Consider the following 25,069-nt stretch of genomic DNA (forward strand, 5'->3'; position numbering starts at 1 on the left):
GGTCCAGCGTTCTAGAACAGACTTCCCTGCGGCGAATCCTTCTTCGGCGTCAGCGGCTTCACGAACCGGCTGCAATCCAGCTTCGGCCAATGGCTGTTCTGCGCATTGAAGCCGAGACGCTTTCGCGCCAGCTTGAAGCGGTTGTTCAACAGATCGGCATACACGCCCTGGCCACGCATGCGGGTGCCGAACTGGCTGTCGTAGTCCTTGCCGCCGCGCAGCTGCTGGATGGTACTCATCACATGTGCGGCGCGATCTGGATGATGGGTGTCCAGCCAGTCGCGGAACAGCGGCGCCACTTCCAGCGGCAGGCGCAGCAGCACGTAGCCTGCGGTGCTGGCGCCAGCATCGTGCGCGGCCTCCAGCACGGCTTCCAGCTCGCTGTCGTTGATCCACGGAATCACCGGCGCCACCATCACACCGACCGGAATGCCCGCTTCATGCAGGCGCTTCATCGCACGCAGCCGTGCATGCGGCGCCGACGCGCGTGGCTCCAGCTTTGCGGAGAGATGCGGGTCCAGCGAGGTCACCGAGAAATGCACGCTGACCAGGTTCTCCGCCGCCAGCGGTGCGAGCAGATCGATGTCGCGCTCGACCAGTGCGTTCTTGGTGATCAGCGAGAACGGATGCCTGGTTTCCAGCATCACTTCGATCAGCTGGCGGGTGAGCTTGAACTTGCGTTCGATCGGCTGGTACGCATCGGTGTTGATACCCAGCGCGATCGGTTGCGGAACGTAACCCGGCTTCGACAACTCCTTGCGCAGCAGCTGCGGCGCATTGGTCTTGGCGAACAGCTTGGTCTCGAAGTCCAGGCCTGGCGACAGGTTCAGATAGGCGTGCGAGGGGCGCGCGAAGCAGTAGGAGCAGCCATGCTCACAACCGCGGTACGGATTCACCGATTGGCTGAAGCCGACGTCCGGTGAGGTGTTGCGACTGATGATGCTGCGTGCGGTCTCGGCACGTACTTCAGTGCGCAGGCGTGGCGCGAGGAATTCCTCGCTCTCATCGACCGCCCAGCCGTCGTCCAGCGCCTCGCTGACGGTGCTTTCAAAGCGCCCGGCAAGGTGGGACGTGGAACCTCGGCCCTTGATCGCGATACCCATTGCGGCAGGTTACGCCGCAGCCGTCTCAATGGCTGCGACGGCTGCCTGAAGGGTTCAGCGCGGTGCTGCGTCGAGCATGGCTCAACGCTACAGGGGAGCGGTCAGAGCAACGCCAGGTACCCGCGCACGGTGGCATCCAGCCCGTCATACAGTGCCTCGCCGATCAGCGCGTGGCCGATCGACACCTCCAGCACGTCTGGCACGTGAGCCAGGAAATCGCGCAGGTTGTCCTGTGACAGGTCGTGCCCGGCATTGACGCCCAGGCCCACCGCCTGCGCCCGCCGCGCCGCAGTGGCGAACAGTTCCAGCATCGCCGCAGCGTCGCCGGCCGCGTGTGCTTCGGCGTAGGGGCCGGTATACAGCTCGACACGATCTGCACCGACGTCGGCCGCCTGCTCCAGCAGTGGGTTGCCAGCATCGACGAACAGGCTGACCCGGCAGCCCATCGCCTTCAGTTCGGCGACCAGTGGTCGCAGCCGCTCGGCATCCCGCTCGAAGTCGAAGCCATGGTCGGAGGTGATCTGTCCATCACCATCCGGCACCAGCGTCGCCTGCGCCGGGCGGGTCTGCGCGCACAGCGGCAGCAGGCCTGGGTAGCCCTCGCGCGGCGGTGCGAACGGGTTGCCTTCGATGTTGAACTCGACACCACGCGCGCGGGTCAGCGTGGACAGCGCCAGCACGTCCTCGGCGGTGATATGGCGGCGGTCCGGCCGCGGGTGCACGGTGATGCCATGTGCACCGGCATCCAGGCAGGCCTGGGCGGCGCGCACCACGTCCGGTTCGGCGCCGCCGCGCGAATTGCGCAGGACGGCGATCTTGTTGACGTTGACGCTGAGCTGGGTCATGGAACGGAACTACTTGGAAAGAGGGGACGGATCGTGGTCGTTGGCGTCGGCATTGCGGCGGGCCTGGGCCTGCTCGCGCAGGCGGCGCAGCTCCTCGGCATCGACAAGGGTGGCAGGGTCCCGCTGAAGGTCGCCGAAGCGGGCTACATAGCGACCGCGCACCCAGGCCAGCAGGAAGGCGAGGGCGGCCAGCAGGCACAGGGTCATCAATGCGGCGCTGGGGGTCTTCAGGGCGAAGGCGAAACAGCCCAGCGCCAGCAGCAGGTACAACCAGTACATAGTCGGGCTCCCCGGATGATCGCCGCAGTGTAGCGCTGCGTCAGAGCAGCGGCGAGGCCAGCCGGGCGAAAGCCTCGGGCAGGCGGTGCAGCCACAGCGAACGGCCGGCCTGGTCGTGCACGCGGGTGGCGCGGTCGAACTCTCCCTGCAGCAGCCCGGCCAGAGCGGCGACACGGTCACGGTCGCTGATCATCATCGACAGCTCGAAGTTCAGGCGGAAGCTGCGGTGGTCGAAGTTGGCGCTGCCGACGATGCAGACATCGTCGTCGGCGATGAAAGCCTTGGTATGCAGCATGCGCGGGCCGTACTCGTAGATCTTCACCCCGGCGTGCAGCAGTTCGTCGAAATAGGAGCGCGCGGCCTGGGTGACAAACCAGGAGTCGCTCATCTTCGGCACCAGCAGGCGCACGTCCAGTCCACCCAGTGCCGCCGAAGTCAGCGCCATCCGCGCCGCTTCGCCCGGCACGAAGTAGGGCGTCACCAGCCACACGCGCTCGTGTGCTTCCTGGATGGCCGCCACGTGCAGGCGGTGGATCGTTTCCCAGCCCGAGTCCGGGCCGGAGACCAGCACCTGGGCGTTGATCGCACCATCGCCGCGCAGCGGCATGTCAGCCGGCCACAGACGGGCAATGTCCATGCGCGAGGGATCCTGGCCACTGGCATAGAGCCAGTCCTCGGCGAACACCAGCTGCAGGCTGCGCACGACGTGGCCGCGGATGCGCATGTGCAGGTCGCGGTAGGCGTTCGGCTTGCGGCTCTCGTCTTCATCGTCGGTGATATTGATGCCACCGGTGAAGGCCAGCCGGCCATCGACGATCACCAGCTTGCGGTGCGTACGCAGGTTCAACCACGGCCGCTTGAACGGCTTCAGCAGCTGCCGCGGGTGGAACCAGACCGCCTCGCCACCGGCATCGATCAGCGGCTGCAGGAAGCGGCGAGGCAGGGCGGAAGAACCCACTGCATCCAGCAGCAGGCGCACCTGCACGCCGGCACGGGCGCGCTCGACCAGGGCGTCGCGCAGGGCGGTGCCGGCATGGTCCGGATTGAAGATGTAGTACTCCAGGTGCACGTGATCGCGAGCCTGCGCCACCGCTTCCAACAGAGCGGCGTAGGTAGCGGCACCATCCACCAGCCAGGTCACTTCGGTCGCGCTGCTCGGCGCCAGGCCCGTGGTGGCCTGCGCGATCTTGGCCAGCTCGGTGCAGTCGGCATCCGGTGGGCAGACATCGCTGTAGTGCTCCATGCCCGAACGTGCGCGTCCGCGGCGCAACCGTTGCCGCTTCACCTTCTGCGGGCCCAGCAGGTAGTAGATGAACAAGCCGAGGTAGGGCAGCAGCGCCAACGACAGGATCCAGCTCAACGTGGCGACCGGCTCACGCTTCTGCAGCATGATCCAGCCCGCCAGCGCGAACAGATACAGCAGGTAGGCCACCGCCAGGATCGAGCCAAGGTGGGCGATGCCGTCGAGCCAATGACGCAGGGTGTCGAAGAGGGCGAGCATCCGCCGATCATAGCGGTCCAGGCCGGCAGGCATAAAAAAAAACGCCCCTGTCTCCAGGGGCGTCTGCAGTCGCGTCATGACTGTTGTGTTGCGGTGTAGCGATTACTGCTGCACAAAACCGATCTTCTTCATCTGAGCATTCTTCGCGGCGGCCAGAACCTTGGCCATCACGTCGTACTCGGAATCCGGGCTGGCGTCGATGCGCAGTTCCGGCTGGTTGGTCGGGTCACGCTGGACCTCCTGCTCCATCCGCTGCTGCAGCTCGCTGGTATTGATCGGGCTGTTGTTCCACGAGACCTGGTTGCTGGCGTCGATCTTCAGTTCGATCGGCGGCGGCGGTTCGACCAGCTGCGGCGGTGGGTTGAGCACGCGCTGCGGCAGGTCGACGGCGATCGGGTACGTCATGATCGGCGCGGTCACGATGAAGATGATCAGCAGAACCAGCATCACGTCCACGAGGGGCGTGACGTTGATGTCTGCCATGGGGCCCTTGCCACCACCACTACTGAATGCCATGGCTTATTGCCCCTTTTCTTTGGTCGCGACGAAGCCGACGTCCAGCATGCCCTGCTCCTGCGCGACCTTGGTCAGGTCGTTGATGACGCGCATCTTGGTGGTGCGGTCACCACGCAGGTTCAGCGGCGGCTGCGGGGTCTGCTGGGCGGCGGTCGCCAAGCGCGACTCGAGAGTCTGCTTGTTGATTTCTTCGTCGTTCCAGTAGATCGAGCCGTCTTCCTTGACTGCCAGGGTGATCGGTCCGGAACGCTTTTCAGCGTCTTCCGGCTTCTGGATCAGGTTGGCTTCCGGCAGATCCACCTTGACCTTGTGGGACATCAGGGGCGCCGTGATGATGAAGATGATCAGCAGCACCAGCATCACGTCCACGAGGGGCGTAACGTTGATGTCGGCCATGGGGCCGCCGCTGTTACCACTACTGAAAGCCATAACGGGCTCCGTCTAGATCTTGGTGACTACTTACGTTCGTCGCTGGGTGACGCGCGCCGCAATTAGCGGACGCGCGAGCCGGTGGCGAAGAAGTCGTGCAGGTCGTGCGCGAAGGTATCGAACTTGCTGATGGTCGCGCTGTTGATCTTGCTGAAGAAGTTGAAGGCGAACACGGCCGGGATCGCGACGAACAGACCGATCGCGGTCATGATCAGCGCTTCACCCACCGGGCCTGCAACGGCGTCGATCGAAGCGGAGCCGGTGGCACCGATCTTGATCAGGGCGCCGTAGATGCCCCACACGGTACCCAGCAGACCGACGAACGGAGCGGTCGCACCGACGGTGGCCAGCAGGGTCATGCCCGACTGCAGCTTGTTGCTTTCGCGGGTGACGGCCTGACGCAGGGCGCGGTCGACGAACTCCGAACGGCTCAGGTTCTCACCCACGCCGCCGGTGGCGCCGCCTTCAGCGCGCTGGTGGTGCGCAGCAGCCTGGGCAGCGTCCAGAGCGATCTTCGAGAACGGCTCCGAAGCCGGCTGCTCTTCCATGGCACGGATGGCGTCCTGCGCGTTCGGGGTATCCCAGAACAGGCTGACGACGCGATCAGCAGCGCTCTTCAGGCGGGTCGCACGGAAGATGTTGATGACGGTCCAGTACCAGGACATGGCCGACATGGCGATCAGGGTCAGCAGCACGACCCAGGAAACCGCGAAATCACCCGGCTTGGTGGTCATTTCGTGGATCAGGTGCTCGAAGCCCATCTGCGACAGGGCGTTGGACGGATTGCCCCCGGCAGCAGCGGCGATGAAAATTTCCTGCAGCATGACGCTTACCTTTGTTGTGTGTGGTGATAAAGGGTGTAGCTAAGCTAAACAATCGAACCGGGAGCGGGGGTGGCCATGCGGCCACCCGGGCGCATCAGTTCAGCGCAAAGTTGACCGGGACGCGAACGCGACCTGCCGCCTTCTTACCGCCAGATTCAGCGGCGTTGAAGCGCCACTTGCGAGCCGCTTCCATCGCGGCACGGTCCAGGTCGCGGTTACGGCTGGACTTTTCCACCGTGACATTGGTGACGTTGCCGTTGGCATCGACATCAATGATCAGGATCACTTCGCCCTGGATACCCGCGCGGAAGGCGGCCGGCGGGTAGCGCGGCGGATTCATGGCCTTCGACGAGATGTCCACGCTGGCCTCGATCGAGGTCGCAGGTGCCGGCGGCGCGGGGGGCGACGGCGGGGTGACGATATCGCTCGGGCGCGGCTCCGGCACGTCCACGACCGGCGCCTGCGGCGGCGGCGGGACCGGCGACGGCTTCGGCGGCGACAGATTCTTCACCGGCGGCGGCGGAGTATCGGTCGGCGGCGGCGGCGGCGGCGGCGGGGGCGGCGGCGGCGGCGCATCGACGATGGTCACCATGACGTTGCGCTCCTTCTCAGCCACGGCCTTGGGAGCCACGGCGGGAATGAGGAGCATCATGAAGGCGGCCAGATGCAGGGCAATTACAAACGCGATGCCGACGATGCGAGGCCAGCTCAGCCCCTTGTCATCGGGTTGTTCGTACCGGTGAACGACTAGTTGTTCCGTCATGCGCCAAGAGCTCAATAGTGGGGCCGGGATGCCGGGGGCGGAATCCCTGATCAGCGGTGCATGACACCGCAGGAACCTCCAAGCTTATACCAATCCTGAGCGCCTGCGCATCAACTGGGCAGGCATTCAGGCGTTATTCCTACTTACTTCAGGTTGATGATTTTCTTGGCATCAGCCTGGTTCTTCACACCCTTCGCCAGCGCCTGCTGGGCGGCCTGCTTGGCCTCCGGGATGCGACCTTCGGCATGCAGGACGCGTGCCAGGTTCAGGTAGGTCTCACCGTCCTTGGACAGCGGGGCAGCCTTCTGCCACGCATCGATCGCCTGCGGCACCTGGTCGGAGTAGTAGTAGGACTGGGCCAGCGCCAGGTAAACCTGGTAGTCCGGCTTCAGGATGCCCTTCTGCAACCCTTCGTTGATGACCGCGATGACGTCCTTTTCCTTTTTGTCGGTGTTGGCATAGATGGAGTACAGCTGCTTGTACTCGCGCTCTTCGGTGAGCTGGCCGCTGCTGCGCAGCTTGTCCATCACCGCGGCCGCCTTGTCCATCTGGTCGGCCTGCATGTACATGCTGGCCAGGTTCAGCTGGGCCTTCTTGTCGTTCGGGTTCTTGGCGGCCAGCGCCTCGGCTTCCTTGACCGCTTCGCCGGACTGGCCGGCTTCGGACAGGGCCGCCATCAGCAGCTGGTTCCAGTTGTCCTTCGGTTCGGCGGAGCCGGCGATGGCCTGCTTCAGCACCGGAATCGCTTCCTGGTAGCGCTCCAGCTGGTACAGCGCCTGGCCCTTGGCGATCAGTTCTTCCGGCTTGGTCGACTTGCTCTCGGCGAAGTACTTGTCGAGGGTTGCCAGGCCTTCGGCTGTTTGGTCTTCCTGCAGCTGCAACTGGCCCAGCATCAGCATCGACTGGAAGTGGCCGTTGTTGTCCAGGCCGTTGAACTGCAGGACCTGCTTCAGGTAGGCGATGGCAGCCGGGGCGTCATCGGTCTGGTAGGCAGCCTGCGAGGCCAGCTGCGCGGCCAGCGACTTGTCGTACTCGTTCGCGGCGCTGTCAGCCAGGATGGCGTCGGCCTGGGTGCGGGTTTCCGGGAACTTTTCCTTGTTGTAGCTGTCGATCATTTTCTGCAGCTTGCTGCCCATCTTGGCCGAAGCCTTGACCGTCGGCTCCTGGCGGGTCGCGTTCGGGTACAGCGCCTCGGCCTTGGCCTGCTTGCCGCCACGGTTGCCGCGCTCGGAGGAACGCGAGGACTGCGCGAAGGCATCGGTGACCACGGCGCCGGTCAGGGCGGTCGCGACGAGGACGGAAAGCACAGCTTTGTGGTTACGGAAAATCATCGTTCACCTCGATCGAACCGCCGGTTAGCGGCAAAGTCGGACTGTCAGAAAAATCTGAGCCGCCAAACGTATCAGAAACAGATGGCGTGAGAAATCGTTTTATGTGCTGCAATACAGCATAGAACTGCGCACTCATCCGCACTTTGGCCGTAGCCCGGCCGCCTGCGCCTGCTGATAGACCGGCGTCAGGCCCGGGGCATCACGTCGCAGTTCCTGGATCCGGTTGGCCGGATCCGGGTGGGTGGACAGCCATTGCGGGCTGCGACCGCCGCTGGCGGCCATCATGTTCTGCCACAGGTCGACCGCCTGCGCCGGATTGAATCCGGCCTGGGCCATCAGTCGCTGGCCGATCACGTCAGCCTCGCTTTCCTGCGTCCGCGAGCCCGGCAGCAGGAAGGCAGTCTGCGCGCCCATGCCACCGAGCTGGTTGACGGTGCTGGCAGCACCTTCGCCGTAGGCTGCGCCAGCCAGCGCGCCGAGCACGGCCAGCCCGGTCTGCGCACCCATCTGGCGGGTGATGCGCTCTTCGTGGTGGCGGGCGATGACATGACCGATTTCATGGCCGATCACGGCAGCCAGCTGATCCTGGTTCTTGGCCACGGTGAAGATGCCGGTGTTCACGCCGACCTTGCCGCCGGGCAGGGCGAAGGCGTTGGGCTCCTTGTCGACGAATACCGCCGTCTCCCACCGTACGCCACGGTATTGAGCTGGCAGCTGCGCGACCAGGGCGTTGACCACGCACTGCACGTAACCGTTCTGGCGGCCGTCGGTGCTGATCTTTTCCTTCTGCTTGGTTTCGGCGAACGCCTGTGCGCCGAGCTGGTCCAGCTGCGCCTGCGAGACGCCGCCCACCATCTGCCGGCGACCGGTAGGGGAGGTGGTGGTCGCGCAGGCGCTGACCAGGGTGGTGATGACAAGGGCCAGCAGCAGTTGTTTCATGGAAACTCCCCCGTGTTCATATGCGGAGTGTGTAGCGTAGCGGCTTAATCTTTCGTCAAGCGGACGCGGCGTTACGTTGACCCCAGGAACACCATCGCGGCAAGGGCGACCGCATTGTTCAGCGCGTGGGCGGTGATCGCCGCCCACAACGTGCCGGTGCGCCGGTAGAGCCAGCAGAACGCAGCTCCCATGCCACCATAGACCAGCCACAGCTGTGCGATTTCGGCCGGGCCATTGGCACTGGTGCCAGGGATCTCATGGATCAGGGCAAACGCGAGGCTGCTCAGTACCACGCCCAACCCTGGTCGCCCGGCCTGCCACAGGCGGCCAAACAGCACGCGGCGGAACAGCAGTTCCTCGTAGGCCGGCGCCAGGACCACCGCGAACAGCACCAGGAACAGCGGGAAACGTGCGATCGCGCTCTGCATCAGCGCCAGATTGGTGGGGACCGGCTCGACGCCGAACTGCTTGGCCAGGAAGGCGATGCCGTTGCTGCCGAGCACGATCAGGGTCGCCACCAGCAGGGTCCAGCCCCAGGTGGAGGGGCGGCGCAGCGCCTGGCGCGAGGCGTGGCGCTCGGCGGCGTTGGCCGGCCGTCGCCAGAAGTACAGCAGCAACGCGGCGCCACCGGTGGCGAACAGTGCCATGAGAATCTGCGCAAGCGCGCCGGGCTGGCCCAGTGACGCCGCGACCGAACTGGCGTCGGGTGCGCCAGCGCCAGCCTGCGCGTTCGCGTAACCAACCACCACGCCACGGTACAGGCCCCACAGCAGGCCGCTGACCAGGCTCAGGCCGAACAGGGTGACAGCGGCGATGCCCAGGTCGATGAAGAACCCCGCCAACGGCGAAATGGCACGCGGCGCGGCAGAAGCCGGCGGAACCGGGGGCGGAGCGGAAACCGGGGCGGATGCTGACATCAGGTACCTGTGTTCAAGAGTCGAAGGCCGGCGCGCCTCCCCGCGCGCCGGCCGTGTCCCGATTGTGTCAGATATCCAGGTTTGCGACCTTCAGCGCGTTGTCTTCGATGAAATCGCGACGCGGTTCGACGACATCGCCCATCAGGGTGCTGAAGATCTGGTCGGCTGCGACAGCGTCCTCGATACGCACCTGCAGCAGTCGGCGGGTTTCCGGGTTCACCGTGGTGTCCCACAGCTGCTCCGGATTCATTTCACCCAGACCCTTGAATCGCTGGATCTGGCGGCCGCGCTTGGCCTCCTCGAGCAGCCAGTTCTGTGCCTTGGCAAAGCTGTCGACTTCGATCGACTTGGCACCGCGGGAAATGGTCGCGCCTTCGCGGACCAGACCGTGCAGCAGCTTCGATGCCTGGTGGATCGCGCGCAGTTCGCCGCTTTCGAAGGCCGACATCGGCAGCACCTGGATGTGCTGTTCGCCCATGTGGCGACGGGTCACCAGCACAGCGGCCGGGCGCTCGTCGTTGGCTTCCTGCAGCTCCAGCGTGAAACGCGGGCTGCCCAGGCTGCCCTGGTTGAGGCGCTTGGCCAGTGCATCCAGGCCCTCGCCTTCGCCGGCAGCGCGCAGGCTTTCCAGGTCCATCGGCACGAAATCGACCAGCGCTTCAAGCAGGTTGCGGTCGTAGCGATGTGCGTTGCGCTCGATCGAATCCAGCGCGGCCGCGTAGGCCAGCAGCAGCTTTTCCAGCGCAAGGCCTTCGATGCCGGGCTCGCCGGTGGCCGGCACCAGCGCAGCGTTTTCCACCGCGCTGCTGGCCAGGTAGCTGTCCAGCGCCGGGTCGTCCTTCAGGTACAGCTCCTGCTTGCCCTGCTTGATCTTGTACAACGGCGGCAGGCCGATGTAGACGTAACCGCGCTCGATCAGCTCCGGCATCTGACGGTAGAAGAACGTCAGCAGCAGGGTGCGGATGTGGGCGCCGTCGACGTCGGCGTCGGTCATGATGATGATCTTGTGGTAACGCAGCTTGTCCGGGTTGTACTCGTCTCGGCCGATGCCGGTGCCCAGCGCGGTGATCAGCGTGCCGACCTGGTCGGAGGACAGCATGCGGTCGAAGCGCGCGCGTTCCACGTTGAGGATCTTGCCGCGCAGCGGCAGCACCGCCTGGTTCTTGCGGTTGCGGCCCTGCTTGGCCGAGCCACCTGCCGAGTCACCCTCGACGATGAACAGTTCGGACAGCGCCGGATCCTTTTCCTGGCAGTCGGCCAGCTTGCCCGGCAGGCCGGCGATATCCAGCGCGCCCTTGCGGCGGGTCAGGTCGCGGGCCTTTCGCGCCGCTTCACGTGCGCGCGCGGCGTCGACGATCTTGCCGGCGATCGCCTTGGCTTCGTTCGGGTTCTCCTGCAGGAACTCTTCCAGGCGCGCACCGAAGGCGTTTTCCACCGCCGGACGCACGTCGGAGCTGACCAGCTTTTCCTTGGTCTGGCTGGAGAAGCTCGGGTCCGGCACCTTCACCGACAGCACCGCGATCATGCCTTCTCGCATGTCGTCGCCGGTCAGGTTGATCTTGGCCTGCTTGGCGATGCCGTTCTGCTCGATGTAGTTGTTGAGCACACGGGTCAGCGCACCGCGGAAACCGGCCAGGTGGGTACCGCCGTCCTTCTGCGGAATGTTGTTGGTGAAGCAGTACATCGTCTCCTGATAGGAGTCGGTCCACTGCAGCGCCACATCCACGACGATGCCGTTGTGCTCGCCGGTGACTGAAATGACGTTCGGGTGCAGCGGCGTCTTCAGCTGGGCCAGATGCTCCACGAAGCTGCGGATGCCACCCTCGTAGTGGAAGTCATCGCGACGGCCGTCGCCACGTTCGTCGGCAAGGACGATCTTGACGCCGGAGTTCAGGAACGACAGTTCGCGCAGGCGGCGGGCCAGGATGTCGTAGTGGAACTCCACGTTGTCGTGGAAGGCGACGGTGGACGGCCAGAAGCGCACGGTAGTGCCGCGCTTGGTGGTGGTTTCCAGCTTGGCCAGCGCGGTCACTGCGGCGCCGTTGCTGAATTCCTGCTGGTAGTGGAAGCCGTTCTGGAACACGTCCACCAGCAGCTTCTGCGACAGCGCGTTGACCACGCTGACGCCGACGCCGTGCAGGCCGCCCGAAACCTTGTAGCTGTTGTCGTCGAACTTGCCGCCTGCGTGCAGGACGGTCATGACGACTTCGGCTGCAGACACTTCGCGACCGAGCTTGGCACTCATCTGCTCGTGCTTGCCAGTCGGGATACCACGGCCGTTGTCGGACACCGAGACCGAACCGTCGGCGTGGATCGTCACCGCAACGTGGTCGGCGTGGCCGGCCAGCGCTTCGTCGATCGAGTTGTCGACGACCTCGAACACCATGTGGTGCAGACCGGTGCCGTCATGCACGTCACCGATGTACATGCCGGGACGCTTGCGGACAGCCTCCAGGCCTTCCAGGGCGGTAATGCTGTTGGCGTCGTAATTGCCGTTGTTTGCCGGGGTGTTCTGTTCGTCGCTCATTGCGCTTGCCGTAGGCTCCGCAGGTCGGCCACCGCTTGGAGCGATGTGCCGAGAATGAAAGGATTCCAACCCGAATTATACCAGCCGGGGTCGAGCGGCCCTGGTGTGCCCACTATGGCACAGCCACGATCTGTGCATGTTCCACGTGGAACCGGGCGATGTGGGTCAGGTCCAGCAGCGCCGCCGGGGTTTCGGTAGCGGTGATGAAGATCTGTGCCGGCCCATTGAGCAGGCGCTCCAGCACCCGCGCCTGATGGGTGCGATCCAGCTCCGAGGCCAGATCGTCCAGCGCGATCACCGGCCATTCGCCGCGCTGTTCCGCATAGTCCTCGGCCTGCGCCAGCAGGCAGGCCAATGCCGTCAGCTTGGCCTGACCACGGGACAACGCATCACGGCCCGGAATGCTGTGGAAATCCACACTCCAGTCTGCCCGGTGTGGGCCGACCGAGGTATAGCCGGCCTGCCGGTCACGTTCGCGGGCCAGAAGCAGGGCATCGGCCAAGGGAAGCTCATGCCGCCGCCAACCGGGGCTCAGTTCCAGACCCTGGATGCCGAGTTGCGGAGCCAGGCTGGCGGCCAAGGCCACCGTGCGCTGCTGCAGACGCTCCAGGTAGTGCTGACGGCGGCTGGTCAGCGGTTCCCCGGCCTCGGCCAGCTCGTGATCCCAGGTATCGAGCATCCGCGACGGCCCGCCCTGCTTGAGCAGAGCATTGCGCTGCTTCAGCGCCCGGGAATAGCGGCGCCACAGGGAGAGAAAATCCGGTTCCACGTGGAACAAGCCCCAATCGAGGAAACGCCGGCGGGGTTCGCCACCCCCACTGACCAGTGCATGGCTCCCCGGCTCGAACGTCACCACGGCCAGCGCTGCGCAGAGATTGCCCAGCTGCGCGACGTCTTCACCGTCCAATCGCCCCTTCCAGTCCTGGCCACTGTGGCGCAGCCCGGCCTTTCGGCGGTGCGGCGGGTGATCGCCACGCTGTTCGTCCCATTCCACGAAGATCTCCAACGCTTCCTGGCCCTGGCGCACCAGACCGTCACGCACTCGGCCACGGAAGCTGCGCCCGTAGGCCATCAGGTGCAGGGCTTCGAGCACGCTGGTCTTGCCGGCACCGTTGTCGCCGGTCAGCAGGTTCAATCCAGGCTGGGGCGACAGGTCCACCGCACTGAAGCGACGCAGTTGGTGCAGGGCGAGGCGGCGGATAAGCATGGGGCGCGAAAGACCATCCGCACGAGGCGGTAGTGGGGCAGGGAATCCATCAGCTTACTGCATCGGTCAAGCCAGCCGTGGCGCGCCAGACATCGCCACTGTGCTGAAGCCTCCGCCTGGCAACCCTACGCGTGTTCCACGTGGTGGCGCTCCCTCGTCTGGGCTCGCCTGGGTCTGGATATGCCCGGGAATCCTTGAATTCTGAGCGGCGGCGCAGGGTACAGGCCTTCAGATTTCAGCGATTTCAGCCTCATTCCGCGAGCATCGCCAGGTGCCCTCGACGGTGGGTTGCGCGAACACCGCGCGGATTTCTTGAAATCTACGATGCGATGCCGTGGAGGGTTCCACAGATTTCAAAGAATTCAGCCCGTTCGTTTCACGCTGTCCACAGCGGGTCTGTATGACTTATACACAAGGTATGGGCAAACTGTGGATAAAAAAGCCCTTTTGCCCGATCTGCCAAACTATCCACAGGTTCCCCCCCAGCCTGAGGGGCCTCTATACAGGGGGTTTCAGCTGCATAAATCTCTTGAAAATCAATTGGATAATGCATTTTTCCACGAAATCTGGGCCCACCATCACCACCATGCTTTAGATTTATACCCAGATTTAGAAGCTAGGCCAGCTCTGATCCGGCCCCAACCAACCCTGTGGACAGTGACGTCTGCAGATGAAGCAACCACTGCGATAGCGGATGCGATCCGCTTCATCCATCCGACCAGATCGGGTCACCCTCAATCAGGCTGAAGACCCGGAACTGCGTACTCGACCGAAGTTGGCTGGGCAGCGCCCAGGTCAGCAACCTGGATTCCTAACGCGCAGGGCCGATTGCATCGGAGGGGCAACCAAGAACAATCGGCAAGCAGCAATCTCGAGCAAGACATTCGCCCAGACCTGGAGATTCCGCGATCCCCGATGCTCCACGTGGAACCTGCAAAAAAAAACGCCCGGGGAGATCCCGGGCGTCCTTCGGTTCCACGTGGAACAGGCTGCTGTCAGAGACGCAGCGGCATCACCACGTGACGCGACTTCTCGCTGCTGGATTCACGAACCAGCGCAGAAGAGTTGGAATCGCGCAGCTGGATGATGACCTCCTCATCGCGCAGCGCGGAGAGGGCGTCCAGCAGGTAGTTCACGTTGAAGCCAATGGCCAGATCACTGACCGTGGTGTCGGCTTCGATCTCTTCCTGGGCTTCTTCCTGTTCCGGGTTGTGCGCGCTGATCTTCAGGTTGCCCGGCGAGACTTCCACGCGGATGCCGCGGTACTTCTCGTTGGACAAGATCGCGGCGCGCTGCAGCGAGGCACGCAGTGCTTCACGATCAACCTTCACTTCGCGGTCGGCACCGATCGGAATCACCGCTTCGTAATCCGGGAAACGACCGTCGATCAGCTTCGAGGTGAAGGTGACATCGTCGCGCTTGACGCGCACGTGGCTGCGGCCGACTTCCAGTTCGATCTCGCGATCGCCGCTCTCCAGCAGGCGCTGCAGTTCGGTCACGCCCTTGCGCGGCACGATGATCTGGCGCTTGGAACCGCTGGGCTTGGCCAGATCGGTTTCACACAGGGCCAGGCGATGGCCGTCGGTGGCGACCGTGCGCAGCGCATCGCCGCGCAGGTCGAACAGCAGGCCATTGAGGTAGTAGCGCACGTCCTGCTGGGCCATCGCGAACGCAGTGCGCTCGATCAGTTCCTTCAGGGTTGCTTCGCCGATGGCCACGCGCTCGGTGGCTTCCACTTCGTCCACCGACGGGAAGTCGTTGGAGGGCAGGGTGGCCAGGGTGAAGCGGCTGCGGCCGGCCTGCACGGTGATCTTGTCACCGGTCTGCGAGACGGTAATCCGGCTGCCGTCGGGCAGGGCGCGGATGATCTCGAACAGCTTGCGGGCGGGAATGGTGGTTTCGCCGTCCTGGGCATCTTCAACCGCGATCCGCGACACCATCTCCACTTCCAGGTCGGTACCGGTCAGCGACAGCTGGCCGTTCTGCACCTGGACCAGGAAATTGGCCAGAACCGGAAGGGTCTGGCGGCGTTCGACCACGTTGACGACCTGTGCCAACGGCTTGAGAAAGGCTTCGCGCTGCAGTGTGAAACGCATGTGGTTCCGTGCCCCTATGCTTTAAAAAATGTGGAATAAATCAAAAGCTTGGTGGTGCTGGTAGAGACAGAATCGCTGGAAAACAACGCTAAGTCCTTGTAAATAAAAGGATTTCAGGCATCGAAACCCTCTGTATTACCGACCCCCAGGGGGTGGGGAAAGCTGTGGATAAAACCGACGCGATCTCAAACGCCATTTTTATCCACAACGTGTCCCGCGCTTGCTACCGGATTCTGCACCGTTTTGTGCGATGACGCCTCATCGGCATCCGTGCATCATTCGCTCAACTTCCGGATCAGCTTGTCCCAGTCCTCGCGGAGCTTGCCGTCGGTTTCCATCAGGGTCCGGATCTGGCGGCAGGCATGCAGCACCGTGGTGTGATCGCGACCGGCAAAGGCATCGCCGATCTCGGGCAGGCTGTGCTCGGTCAGTTCCTTGGTCAGGGCCATGGCGACCTGGCGCGGGCGTGCCAGCGAGCGGGTCCGACGCTTCGACAGCAGATCCTTGATCTGCAGGCCGTAGTAGTCGGCAACGGTTTTCTGGATGTTGGGAATGCTGATCGCCTGCTGCTGGGCGCGCAGCAGGTCGCGCAGGGTTTCCTGGGCGAATTCGGTGGTGATCGCGCGGCCGGTGAAATTGGCGCGGGCGGTCAGGGTATTGAGCGCGCCTTCGAGGTCGCGCACGTTGGAGCGCATCTTCTTGGCGATCAGGAACGCAACATCATCGGGAATCTCGGCACCGCGTTCGCGTGCCTTGGCCAGCACGATCGCGGCGCGGGTCTCGAAGTCCGGCGGTTCGATCGCGACCGACAGGCCCCAGGCAAGCCGCGACTTCAGGCGCGCTTCCAGGCCCTCGACTTCGCGCGGATAGCGGTCGCAGGTCAGGATGATCTGCTGCTTGCCATCGAACAACGCGTTGAAGGTGTGGAAGAACTCTTCCTGGGTGCGGTCCTTGCCGGCGAAGAACTGGATGTCATCGATCAGCAGCGCGTCCACCTGCTGGAACTGGCGCTTGAACTGATCCATGGTCTTTTCCTGCAGGGCCCGGATCATCGCGCTGAAGAACTGTTCCGAACGCAGGTACAGCACCTTCGCGCCCGGATTGGCCTGGCGCATGGCGTTGCCGGCGGCGAACATCAGGTGGGTCTTGCCCAGGCCGGTGCCCCCGTACAGCAGCAGCGGGTTGTGCGCGCGGTCGCCCGGCTTCTGCGCCGCCTGGAAGGCGGCGGCCAGGCCCAGCTGGTTGCTGCGGCCTTCGACGAAGTTGGCGAACGTGTAGTGGTTGTCCAGGTTGCCGGCGAACGGCACCTGCGGTTCGCTGGACACATGCGCCGACGGCGTGGAAACCGGCGCGTTCTGCGCCTCCACAGGGCGCGGGCGCGAGCCGATTTCAAGAAAAACGTCGCTGAAACCGGCGAAGTGCGCCAGCAGTTCGCGGATCCGGGCCAGGTACAGCTCGCGGACCTGGTCGACAATGAAGGCATTCGGTGCATACAGCACCAGGCTGTCCACGCGCAGATCGGCCTGCAGTGGCTTCAGCCAGGTATGAACGTCTTCCGGCGGGAACTCCGCTTCGAGGCGCTCGAGACTACGGGACCAAGCATCCATCAGCAATAATCGTCCGGTGGCCGGGGCATGGACGCGACAAGGCGCCCAAACACAGGCCTGAAAGGGGGGGAAATGGATGGCTCAGACTACCACCGAGCGCCCGCCTTCGGAATGCTTGTCCCCTACTTATTCACAAAAACATCCACAGCTATTGCACAGCCCGGTGAATTCGCGTAGCTGCCAGGGGTTGACTTGGGGCAGGGTACCTCTCTAGAATTTCCGGTTCTTTCCGTCCCATTCATACGAGAGGCCCCCAATGGCCACGAAGCGCACCTACCAGCCCAGCAACCTCAAGCGTAAGCGCGACCACGGCTTCCGTGCCCGTATGAAGACCGCTGACGGCCGCAAGATCCTGTCGCGTCGCCGCGCCAAGGGCCGCAAAGTCCTGAGCGCCTGATTGCCATGCCGCACCCCGCGGCAGACGCAATCCCTTCGACAGTGAATACTGCAGACCCGCGCAAGCGATTCCCTCGCTCTGCGCGGGTTCGCACGCGTGCCGAATACTCAACGGTCTTCAACGGCGCCCGCCGTGTGTCCGATCCGCTGATGACCCTGCACTGGCTGCCGGCTGACCGGCCGGCCAGGCTGGGTCTGGCGGTTTCCCGCAAGGTTGATCCGAACGCCGTCGGGCGTAACCGGATCAAGCGCGTCCTGCGCGACATCCTGCGTCAGACACGTACCGACATCCAGCCAGGCGACTTTGTCGTCGTGGCTCGTAGTGCTGCGCGTTCCGCCAGCAACGACGAGATCCGCCAGGCCTTCCTGCGCCTGCTGCGTCGCCTGCGTGCATTGCCCACGCCGGGCGTGGACGGCACAATGCCGCCGCCTGATGGCATCGCAACTCCTTCTTTGACCGAGCCGGCATCGCGTCCCGGCCCCGCCGAGCCTGTCCGCTGATGAACCAGACCCGCGTATTCCTCATTTTTGCCTGGCTGATGGTGGCCGTGCTGCTGTGGATGGAGTGGAGCCGTGAAAAGGCTGCTCCGACCCCGGCACCAACCACCACGTCGGCCCCGGCCGCCGCACAGAGTGTTCCGGGCGCGAACCCCGGCGCCATCCCCAGCGCCCAGGTGCCGGGCGCCCCCGGCCAGGCCGCCGCACAGGCCCAGGCCAGCGCTACCCCGGCCAGCCAGCGCGTGACCGTCACCACCGACGTGCTGCGCCTGGTGCTCGACGGCGGCCGCGTGCTCGACGCCGAGCTGCTGCAGTTCCCGCAGACCAAGGACGAAGGCAGCCCGCCGGTCCGCCTGCTGACCGAAGACCCCGCGCACCCGTACAGCGCGATCAGTGGCTGGGCCAGCGAAGACAGGAACACCCCGGTCCCCGGCGCCGACGGCTTCAAGCTGGTGGGTGACACCAAGGACTTCGTGCTGGCCAAGGGCCAGAACGAGCTGCAGATCCCGTTCGTGTGGACCGCCGACAACGGCGTGACCATCAAGCGCACCCTGACCGTCTCGCGCAACGAGTACGCCGTGCGCTTCAAGGACGAAGTCAGCAACGCTGGCGCCGCGCCGTGGAACGGCTACGTCTACCGCACCCTGGACCGCACCCCGACCATCCTGTCGCGGAGCATGACCAACCCCGATTCCTTCAGCTTCAACGGTGCCACCTGGTACGACAACGACAAGAAGTACCAGCGTCGTGCGTTCAAGGACTACCTGGAAGACGGCACGCTGAACCAGAACATCACCGGCGGCTGGCTGGCAATGCTGCAGCACCACTTCTTCACCGCCTGGATCCCGCAGAAGGACCAGACCGCACACTACGTGCTGTCGCAGGTGGCCGGTCGTGACCTGATCGAAGCGCGTGGCCCGGCCTTCACCGTGGCCCCGGGCCAGTCCACCAGCACCGAAGCCCGCCTGTGGGTCGGCCCGAAGCTGGTCAACCTGATCGCCAAGGAAGACGTGCCGGGCCTGGACCGCGTGGTCGACTACAGCCGCTTCTCGATGATGGCGGTGATCGGCCAGGGCCTGTTCTGGGTGCTGAACCAGGTGCACAAGCTGGTCGGCAACTGGGGCTGGGCGATCGTCGGCCTGGTGGTGCTGCTGAAGCTGGTGCTGTACCCGCTGTCGGCAACCCAGTACAAGAGCGGCGCCAAGATGCGTCGTTTCCAGCCGCGCATCGCGCAGCTGAAGGAACGCTATGGCGATGACCGCCAGAAGTTCCAGACCGCGATGATGGAGCTGTACAAGAAGGAAAAGATCAATCCGATGGGGGGCTGCCTGCCGATCCTCATCCAGATGCCGATCTTCTTCGCCCTGTACTGGGTGCTGGTGGAATCGGTCGAACTGCGCCAGGCGCCCTGGTTCGGCTGGATCCAGGACCTGACCGCACGCGACCCGTACTTCATCCTGCCGGTCATCAACGTGGCAGTGATGTGGTTCACCCAGAAGCTGACCCCGGCACCGGGCATGGACCCGATGCAGCAGAAGATGATGCAGTTCATGCCGCTGGTGTTCGGTGTCATGATGGCCTTCATGCCGTCCGGCCTGGTCCTGTACTGGGTGGTCAACGGCGGCCTGGGCCTGCTGCAGCAGTGGTGGATGACCAAGCGCCATGGCGGCGAGCCGGTCCCGGCCACCACCGCGCCGGCCCCGGTCAAAAAGAAGTAATCCCGACCTGTAGAGTCGACTGTTAGTCGACTGGCAGTAGAGCAGTCGACTAACACTCGACTCTACTACCGCCCCGGTCGATGAGAAGCCCGCCGCAAGGCGGGCTTTTCGCATGCGGCGTTAGAATCGCCGGCACACCGTTCCTCCCACCTTCGAGTCCACCATGCAGCGTGCGTCGTCGTTCCGCCTGTTCCTGCCGTCGCTGTTGTTGACCCTGGTCGTTGCCGGCTGTGGCGACAAGGACGCGAAGGCGCCGGCGACCACGGTCACCCAGCCCAGCGCGCAGGCCGCGGCCGCCGCCGATCCCGCCGCTGCACCGTTGCTGGCCGCGCTGCAGAAGCAGCTCGACGGCTACCGCCGCATCATCGTGCTGCTGTCCGACGAGGAACAGCAGTCGGCTGCCGACCGCGGTACCTCCACGCGCGTGGGCCAGCAGCTGTTCCACGATGGCCTGGAACAGCGCACGGCCATCGCCGCGCAGTTCGACACGCTGCTGCGCGGCTCCAGTCCGCAGCGCTTCGCCACCCTCGGCACCGTGCTGGACTACATCGAGTCGGCGCCGGAACTGTTCGACGCCGACCGCCTGGCCTTCCGCGAAGTGCTGCGTGACCTGCATGAACGGGTCGGCACCGATTCGTCGCTGCCGGCGGTGAAGCTGCACCAGCGCATCGGTGAGGACCTGGAGGCGCTTGATGAGATCGAGCGCAACTACAACCAGGAACTGACCCGCATCTTCAGCCGTTTCGAGCGCACCCGCGCCATCGAACTGAAGCGTGAGAAGTGGGACGACTACATCGCCCACCTGCACAAGGACTACAGCCGCGAAGCGATCCTGCGCGACTATGGCGTGATCGAGCCGTACCCGATGTCGATGAAGGACAGCGACCGCGAGATCTTCGGCCGCGACCTGCCGGCCAAGACCGTTGTGCTCACCTTCGACGATGGCCCGCACAAGGCCTACACCGATGAAGTGGTGGCCATCCTCAAGCGCTACGACGTGCCGGGCGTGTTCTTCGAAGTGGGCCGCAACCTGGGCAAGGTCGAGGCCGACGGCAAGGTCAGCCTCGGCCCGATGGCGAAGATCAGCCGCAACCTGATGGAAGAGGGCTATGCGGTCGGCAATCACAGCCTGACCCACGCCCAGCTGTCGCGGACCACCGGTGACGCGCTGCGCCAGCAGGTGCTGGACACCGACACGCTGCTGAAGGATGTCGACAGCAAGCGCGCGCCGCTGTTCCGCTTCCCCTATGGCGCACGCAATGCCGAAGGCCTGCAGCTGCTCAACGAAGCCGGGCTGAAGTCGATCATGTGGAACATCGACTCGATGGACTGGGCCGACCCGGTGCCGGAATCGATCGTGCAGCGCGTACTCGACCAGGTGAACAAGGAGCAGCGCGGCATCATCCTGTTCCATGACATCCACGATCGCGCAGTGAAGGCGCTGCCGCAGATCCTCGACCGGCTGATCGCCGAGGGTTACCAGTTTGCCGGCTGGAACGGCCGCGACTTCACCGTGGCCCGTGCGCGCAAGGGTGATGCCGCTGCCGCCACCGTCACCACCGGCTACGAGAAGTCGTGGGCGATCGTGGTCGGCATCGACAACTACGCCAAGTGGCCGAAGCTGGAATACGCCAGCCATGATGCGCAGGCGGTGGCCGATACCCTGACCGGGCAGTTCGGCTTCCCGTCCTCGCAGGTGATCGTGCTGAAGAACGAGCAGGCCACGCGCAACAACATCCTCGCGGCCTTCCACGACCGCCTGGCTGACGATCGCACCGGGAAGAACGACCGCGTGTTCGTATTTTTCGCTGGCCATGGCGCGACCCGCCAGCTCGCCTCCGGGCGCGACCTCGGCTACATCATCCCGGTCGATTCGGATCCGAAGGAGTTCGCCACCGACGCGATTGCGATGACCGACATCCAGAACATCGCCGAAAGCATGCAGGCCAAGCATGTGATGTTCGTGATGGATGCCTGCTACAGCGGCCTGGGCCTGACCCGTGGCGGCCCGTCGTCGTCGTCGTTCCTGCGCGAGAACGCGCGTCGCAGCGCGCGGCAGATGCTGACCGCCGGTGGTGCCGACCAGCAGGTGGCCGATGCCGGCCCCAACGGCCACTCGGTGTTCACCTGGGTGCTGCTGCAGGCGCTGGCCGGCAAGGGTGACCTCAACGGCGACGGCCTGATCACCGGTACCGAGCTGGCCGCCTACGTGGCGCCGGCCGTATCGGCGGTCTCGCACCAGACCCCGGCCTTCGGCAGCCTGCCCGGTTCGCAGGGCGGCGAGTTCGTGTTCCAGGTGCCGGACAGCCAGGAATTCCTCAATGCCGATACGCGCCAGCTGACCGCCGATGCGATCGCGCTGAACAACAAGGTGGAGGCCGCCAGCGAGGCCAAGGGCAGCCAGGCACCGGTGACGGTGGCTGACCTGCAGGGCGGCAAGGCCAAGCTGGTAGTGCCCTCCGCCGGACCGGCGTCCGACCGCCAGCGCGCGCAGCAGGCCAACGACCGTGGCCTGCAGCTGTACCGCGAGAAGCAGTACGACGAGGCAGCCGCGCAGTTCACCGAAGCGCTGAAGCTGCGTCCGGACTTTGCCCAGGCCGCCAACAACCTCGGCTTCGTCTACTACCGTCAGCAGCGCTACGCTGAAGCCGCACGCTGGCTGGAGAACACGCTGAAGATCGATCCGTCGCGTGCGGTGGCCTATCTCAACCTGGGCGATGCCTACTTCAACGCCGGCGACAAGGCCAAGGCGAAGCAGGCCTACACGACCTACCTGGCGCTGCAGCCGCAGGGCAGTGGTGCCGCGCAGGCACGCGCGCAGCTGGAGAAACTCTGAACCATGAACGACGCGATCCGTACCGACACCATCGTGGCCATCGCCAGCGCTCCGGGCGCTGGCGGTGTCGGCCTTCTGCGCCTGTCCGGTTCGCGCGCTGCGGCGATCGCCCGCGCGCTGGGTGCGCCTGCACTGCGCCCGCGCCATGCACACTATGCGCGCCTGCGCGACGCCGATGGCGACGTCATCGACGATGGCATCGTGCTGTGGTTCCCGGCGCCGAACAGCTTCACAGGCGAAGAGGTGGTGGAACTGCAGGGGCACGGCAGCCCGGTACTGCTGCAGCAACTGGTCGCGCGCTGCATTGCGCTCGGTGCGCGCCAGGCGCGGCCGGGTGAGTTCAGCGAACGCGCGTTCCTCAACGGCAAGCTCGACCTGGCCCAGGCCGAGGCCATCGCCGACCTGATCGCGGCCGGCGACAACCGCGCCGCACGCGCCGCGCGACGTTCGCTGGATGGTGTGTTCTCGCGGCGCATCGACGCCGTGTTCGAGCAGTTGGTGCTGTTGCGCATCCACGTGGAAGCAGCCATCGACTTCGCCGACGAACCGCTGGATACGCTCGGTGGCGCGCAGGTGCGGCGTGGGCTGGAACAGGCGCGCAGCGATCTGGCCCTGCTGCGCCGCGATGCCGAACGCGGCCGTCGCCTGCGCGATGGCCTGCACGCGGTGCTGATCGGTCCGCCGAACGCCGGCAAGAGTTCACTGCTCAACGCGCTGGCCGGCAGCGAACGCGCCATCGTCACCGACATCGCCGGTACCACCCGCGACACCCTGCGCGAAACCATTCGCCTGGACGGCCTGGAGCTGACCCTGGTCGACACCGCCGGCCTGCGCGACGGGGGTGACGCCATCGAACGCGAAGGCATGCGCCGCGCCCACGTGGAAATCGAGCGCACCGATCTGGCGCTGATCGTGCTGGATGCGCGCGATCCGGCGGCTGGCGAAGCGGCGCTGGGCGAGGCCGTGGCGGCGGTGCCGCACAAGGTCTACATCCACAACAAGTCGGACCTGCTGGAGGCGTTGCCGTCGCTGGACGATCCGGACCGCGTGTTCGTTTCGGCCTCCACCGGCGCCGGGCTCGACGATCTGCATGCGCGTCTGCGTTCGATCGCTTCGGCCGGGGCAGGGGAGCAGGTGGACGGCGAGTTCTCCGCGCGCACGCGGCATGTGGATGCGATTGAACGCGCGCAGGAGCACGCGCAGCGCGCCGACGGCGAGCTGGCGCACGAGCACCTGGAGCTGGCCGCCGAGGAACTGCGGCTGGCGCATGACGCGCTGGGCGAGATCACCGGGCAGATGAGTGCCGATGACCTGCTGGGCAGGATCTTCTCCAGCTTCTGCATCGGCAAGTAAGCCTTGGTAGTGCCGGCCGCTGGCCGGCAACCCAGCCGAACGAGCTTCTCGGGATCGCTACGGAGTCGGAGCCCCTGCGGGGATCCGACCCCAGGTCCCCCACCTGTCACATTGCCGCCGCATACTGACGCCCATCACATACCGCTTGGGGAAGTCGCAGTGAAGTCGTGGGGTTGTGCGTTGCTGTTGTCGCTGGCCGTGGCACCATCGGTGGCCATGAGTGCTGAATCCTCCACCCCGGCCGCGCACAAGGTGTCGGTCTATGGCCATCGCGGGGCGAGCGCGTTGCTGCCCGAGCACACCCTGGCCGCCTATGCGCAGGCGATCGCCGATGGCGCCGACTACATCGAGCCGGACCTGGTGATGACCAGGGACGGAGTGATGGTGGCCCGCCACGAGAACGAGATCAGCGGCACCACTGATGTGGCCTCGCATCCCGAATTCGCCAGCCGCCGCACCAGCAAGGTCATCGACGGGCAGAAGGTGGACGGCTGGTTCACCGAAGACTTCACCCTGGCCGAGCTGAAGACCCTGTACGCGCGCGAGCGCCTGCCGGAACTGCGCAGCACCGCCTATGACGGCCAGTTCCGCATCGCCAGCCTGGACGAGATCCTCGCATTCCTTGTCCAGCAGGCCGGGCGTGCCAACCGTGGCATCGGCCTGGTGCCGGAGATCAAGCACCCGACCTACTTCCAGTCGATCGGCCTGCCGATGGAAGACAAGCTCCTGACCGCGCTGCGTGGCAATGCCTATACCAACGTCGGCCCGGTCACCATCCAGTCGTTCGAGACCGCCAACCTGCGCTACCTGCGCGGCAAGATCCCGCGCGGCAGCAACATCCGCCTGCTGCAACTGCTGTGGAAGGGCGACACCCAGCCGGCCGACATCGCCAAGGCCGGTGGCAAGCTGACCTACGCGCAGATGATGACGCCGGCAGGACTGAAGGACATCGCCAGCTACGCCGACAGCATCGGCCCGGAACTGCGCTCGATCATTCCGCTGGATGCCAAGGGCGCGCTGAGCACTCCGACCACGCTGGTACAGGACGCACATGCAGTGGGCCTGATGGTGATTCCGTACACCTTCCGTCCGGAGAACCACTTCCAGGCCAGCAACCTGCGCAAGGGCGCCGACAACGCGCGCAATGCCGAGGGTTCGATTGCCGAGATGCGTGCCTATCTGGCCACCGGCATCGATGCCTTCTTCACCGATGACCCGGCACTGGGCCGGCAGGCGGTGGATGGCATGGGCGCGGCGGGGAATGCGGCGAACTGACGGACTCTGGTAGGTGCCAACCTTGGTTGGCACACTACAACCGCGCCGACCAAGGTCGGCCACTACCGGTTCATGAGGGTGCCGGCCAGCGGCCGGCACTACCGGGGCA

21 protein-coding genes are annotated in these 25,069 nt (G+C 65.0%); 6 read left to right on the plus strand and 15 right to left on the minus strand.

Going from position 1 to position 25,069, the window contains the following annotated elements:
* Nucleotides 1–11: 11 nt before the first annotated feature.
* From AC5P7E_RS04415 to dnaA, 15 genes are all read right to left on the minus strand, one after another.
* Nucleotides 12–1,103: a PA0069 family radical SAM protein gene (locus AC5P7E_RS04415; RefSeq protein WP_062606454.1), complete on the minus strand. Its 1,092-nt coding sequence runs from the start codon at nt 1,101–1,103 to the stop codon at nt 12–14.
* A 101-nt stretch (nt 1,104–1,204) separates the two neighbouring features.
* Nucleotides 1,205–1,948: a pyridoxine 5'-phosphate synthase gene (locus AC5P7E_RS04420; RefSeq protein ID WP_062606453.1), complete on the minus strand. Its 744-nt coding sequence runs from the start codon at nt 1,946–1,948 to the stop codon at nt 1,205–1,207.
* Between the two features lie 9 nt (nt 1,949–1,957).
* On the minus strand, nt 1,958–2,227 hold the full coding sequence (locus AC5P7E_RS04425) for a hypothetical protein (protein WP_012478631.1): 270 nt from the start codon (nt 2,225–2,227) through the stop codon (nt 1,958–1,960).
* Nucleotides 2,228–2,267: 40 nt separating this feature from the next.
* Nucleotides 2,268–3,728 carry a cardiolipin synthase gene (gene cls / locus AC5P7E_RS04430; protein ID WP_099474034.1) on the minus strand — a complete coding sequence of 487 codons (1,461 nt, stop codon included), beginning with the start codon at nt 3,726–3,728 and terminating at the stop codon, nt 2,268–2,270.
* A 102-nt stretch (nt 3,729–3,830) separates the two neighbouring features.
* Entirely contained in the window at nt 3,831–4,244 is a 414-nt protein-coding gene (locus AC5P7E_RS04435) for an ExbD/TolR family protein (protein ID WP_005411740.1), read from the minus strand.
* A gap of 3 nt (nt 4,245–4,247) precedes the next feature.
* Nucleotides 4,248–4,673 carry an ExbD/TolR family protein gene (locus AC5P7E_RS04440; protein ID WP_005411739.1) on the minus strand — a complete coding sequence of 142 codons (426 nt, stop codon included), beginning with the start codon at nt 4,671–4,673 and terminating at the stop codon, nt 4,248–4,250.
* Nucleotides 4,674–4,735: 62 nt separating this feature from the next.
* On the minus strand, nt 4,736–5,497 hold the full coding sequence (exbB, locus tag AC5P7E_RS04445; RefSeq protein WP_005411738.1) for a TonB-system energizer ExbB: 762 nt from the start codon (nt 5,495–5,497) through the stop codon (nt 4,736–4,738).
* Between the two features lie 94 nt (nt 5,498–5,591).
* A complete protein-coding gene (locus AC5P7E_RS04450) occupies nt 5,592–6,260 on the minus strand; it encodes an energy transducer TonB (RefSeq protein WP_005411737.1) in 669 nt (222 codons plus the stop codon).
* A gap of 143 nt (nt 6,261–6,403) precedes the next feature.
* Entirely contained in the window at nt 6,404–7,591 is a 1,188-nt protein-coding gene (locus AC5P7E_RS04455; protein WP_005411736.1) for a tetratricopeptide repeat protein, read from the minus strand.
* Nucleotides 7,592–7,723: 132 nt separating this feature from the next.
* A complete protein-coding gene (locus AC5P7E_RS04460) occupies nt 7,724–8,530 on the minus strand; it encodes a M48 family metallopeptidase (RefSeq protein WP_005411735.1) in 807 nt (268 codons plus the stop codon).
* Nucleotides 8,531–8,601: 71 nt separating this feature from the next.
* Nucleotides 8,602–9,447 carry a CPBP family intramembrane glutamic endopeptidase gene (locus AC5P7E_RS04465; protein ID WP_111686694.1) on the minus strand — a complete coding sequence of 282 codons (846 nt, stop codon included), beginning with the start codon at nt 9,445–9,447 and terminating at the stop codon, nt 8,602–8,604.
* A 67-nt stretch (nt 9,448–9,514) separates the two neighbouring features.
* Complete coding sequence (gene gyrB, locus AC5P7E_RS04470) at nt 9,515–11,974, minus strand: DNA topoisomerase (ATP-hydrolyzing) subunit B (RefSeq protein ID WP_005411733.1); 2,460 nt, start codon at nt 11,972–11,974, stop codon at nt 9,515–9,517.
* A gap of 112 nt (nt 11,975–12,086) precedes the next feature.
* Nucleotides 12,087–13,181, minus strand: a complete 1,095-nt coding sequence (gene recF / locus AC5P7E_RS04475) for a DNA replication/repair protein RecF (RefSeq protein ID WP_062606450.1) — start codon at nt 13,179–13,181, stop codon at nt 12,087–12,089.
* A gap of 995 nt (nt 13,182–14,176) precedes the next feature.
* The gene (gene dnaN, locus AC5P7E_RS04480) at nt 14,177–15,277 is read right to left on the minus strand and encodes a DNA polymerase III subunit beta (protein ID WP_005411731.1); all 1,101 of its coding nucleotides are present in this window, start codon (nt 15,275–15,277) and stop codon (nt 14,177–14,179) included.
* Nucleotides 15,278–15,552: 275 nt separating this feature from the next.
* Complete coding sequence (gene dnaA, locus AC5P7E_RS04485; protein ID WP_005411730.1) at nt 15,553–16,884, minus strand: chromosomal replication initiator protein DnaA; 1,332 nt, start codon at nt 16,882–16,884, stop codon at nt 15,553–15,555.
* A 256-nt stretch (nt 16,885–17,140) separates the two neighbouring features.
* Here dnaA and rpmH point away from each other — a divergent pair, with 256 nt between their 5' ends.
* From rpmH to AC5P7E_RS04515, 6 genes are all read left to right on the plus strand, one after another.
* Nucleotides 17,141–17,281, plus strand: a complete 141-nt coding sequence (rpmH, locus tag AC5P7E_RS04490; protein ID WP_005411729.1) for a 50S ribosomal protein L34 — start codon at nt 17,141–17,143, stop codon at nt 17,279–17,281.
* A 5-nt stretch (nt 17,282–17,286) separates the two neighbouring features.
* A complete protein-coding gene (gene rnpA, locus AC5P7E_RS04495) occupies nt 17,287–17,781 on the plus strand; it encodes a ribonuclease P protein component (RefSeq protein WP_005411728.1) in 495 nt (164 codons plus the stop codon).
* On the plus strand, nt 17,781–19,496 hold the full coding sequence (gene yidC / locus AC5P7E_RS04500; RefSeq protein WP_012481686.1) for a membrane protein insertase YidC: 1,716 nt from the start codon (nt 17,781–17,783) through the stop codon (nt 19,494–19,496). The genes rnpA and yidC overlap by 1 nt, the downstream gene beginning before the upstream one ends.
* 163 nt (nt 19,497–19,659) lie before the next feature.
* Nucleotides 19,660–22,332 carry a polysaccharide deacetylase family protein gene (locus AC5P7E_RS04505; RefSeq protein WP_114618739.1) on the plus strand — a complete coding sequence of 891 codons (2,673 nt, stop codon included), beginning with the start codon at nt 19,660–19,662 and terminating at the stop codon, nt 22,330–22,332.
* Nucleotides 22,333–22,335: 3 nt separating this feature from the next.
* Nucleotides 22,336–23,685, plus strand: coding sequence for a tRNA uridine-5-carboxymethylaminomethyl(34) synthesis GTPase MnmE (gene mnmE, locus AC5P7E_RS04510; protein ID WP_114618740.1), 1,350 nt, complete (start codon nt 22,336–22,338; stop codon nt 23,683–23,685).
* Between the two features lie 159 nt (nt 23,686–23,844).
* A complete protein-coding gene (locus AC5P7E_RS04515; RefSeq protein ID WP_005411724.1) occupies nt 23,845–24,960 on the plus strand; it encodes a glycerophosphodiester phosphodiesterase in 1,116 nt (371 codons plus the stop codon).
* The last annotated feature ends 109 nt before the right edge of the window (nt 24,961–25,069 follow it).

This window comes from Stenotrophomonas sp. YJH_SMC_25, assembly GCF_059369595.1.

Coding starts and splice junctions, on each gene's coding strand:
- gyrB (WP_005411733.1), bottom strand. CDS start 11,974: ATGAGCGACGAACAGAACACCCCGGCAAACAACGGCAATTACGACGCC.
- AC5P7E_RS04505 (WP_114618739.1), top strand. CDS start 19,660: ATGCAGCGTGCGTCGTCGTTCCGCCTGTTCCTGCCGTCGCTGTTGTTG.
- AC5P7E_RS04425 (WP_012478631.1), bottom strand. CDS start 2,227: ATGTACTGGTTGTACCTGCTGCTGGCGCTGGGCTGTTTCGCCTTCGCC.
- dnaA (WP_005411730.1), bottom strand. CDS start 16,884: ATGGATGCTTGGTCCCGTAGTCTCGAGCGCCTCGAAGCGGAGTTCCCG.
- AC5P7E_RS04420 (WP_062606453.1), bottom strand. CDS start 1,948: ATGACCCAGCTCAGCGTCAACGTCAACAAGATCGCCGTCCTGCGCAAT.
- rnpA (WP_005411728.1), top strand. CDS start 17,287: ATGCCGCACCCCGCGGCAGACGCAATCCCTTCGACAGTGAATACTGCA.
- AC5P7E_RS04465 (WP_111686694.1), bottom strand. CDS start 9,447: ATGTCAGCATCCGCCCCGGTTTCCGCTCCGCCCCCGGTTCCGCCGGCT.
- rpmH (WP_005411729.1), top strand. CDS start 17,141: ATGGCCACGAAGCGCACCTACCAGCCCAGCAACCTCAAGCGTAAGCGC.
- mnmE (WP_114618740.1), top strand. CDS start 22,336: ATGAACGACGCGATCCGTACCGACACCATCGTGGCCATCGCCAGCGCT.
- dnaN (WP_005411731.1), bottom strand. CDS start 15,277: ATGCGTTTCACACTGCAGCGCGAAGCCTTTCTCAAGCCGTTGGCACAG.
- cls (WP_099474034.1), bottom strand. CDS start 3,728: ATGCTCGCCCTCTTCGACACCCTGCGTCATTGGCTCGACGGCATCGCC.
- exbB (WP_005411738.1), bottom strand. CDS start 5,497: ATGCTGCAGGAAATTTTCATCGCCGCTGCTGCCGGGGGCAATCCGTCC.
- AC5P7E_RS04435 (WP_005411740.1), bottom strand. CDS start 4,244: ATGGCATTCAGTAGTGGTGGTGGCAAGGGCCCCATGGCAGACATCAAC.
- yidC (WP_012481686.1), top strand. CDS start 17,781: ATGAACCAGACCCGCGTATTCCTCATTTTTGCCTGGCTGATGGTGGCC.
- AC5P7E_RS04455 (WP_005411736.1), bottom strand. CDS start 7,591: ATGATTTTCCGTAACCACAAAGCTGTGCTTTCCGTCCTCGTCGCGACC.
- AC5P7E_RS04415 (WP_062606454.1), bottom strand. CDS start 1,103: ATGGGTATCGCGATCAAGGGCCGAGGTTCCACGTCCCACCTTGCCGGG.
- AC5P7E_RS04440 (WP_005411739.1), bottom strand. CDS start 4,673: ATGGCTTTCAGTAGTGGTAACAGCGGCGGCCCCATGGCCGACATCAAC.
- recF (WP_062606450.1), bottom strand. CDS start 13,181: ATGCTTATCCGCCGCCTCGCCCTGCACCAACTGCGTCGCTTCAGTGCG.
- AC5P7E_RS04450 (WP_005411737.1), bottom strand. CDS start 6,260: ATGACGGAACAACTAGTCGTTCACCGGTACGAACAACCCGATGACAAG.
- AC5P7E_RS04460 (WP_005411735.1), bottom strand. CDS start 8,530: ATGAAACAACTGCTGCTGGCCCTTGTCATCACCACCCTGGTCAGCGCC.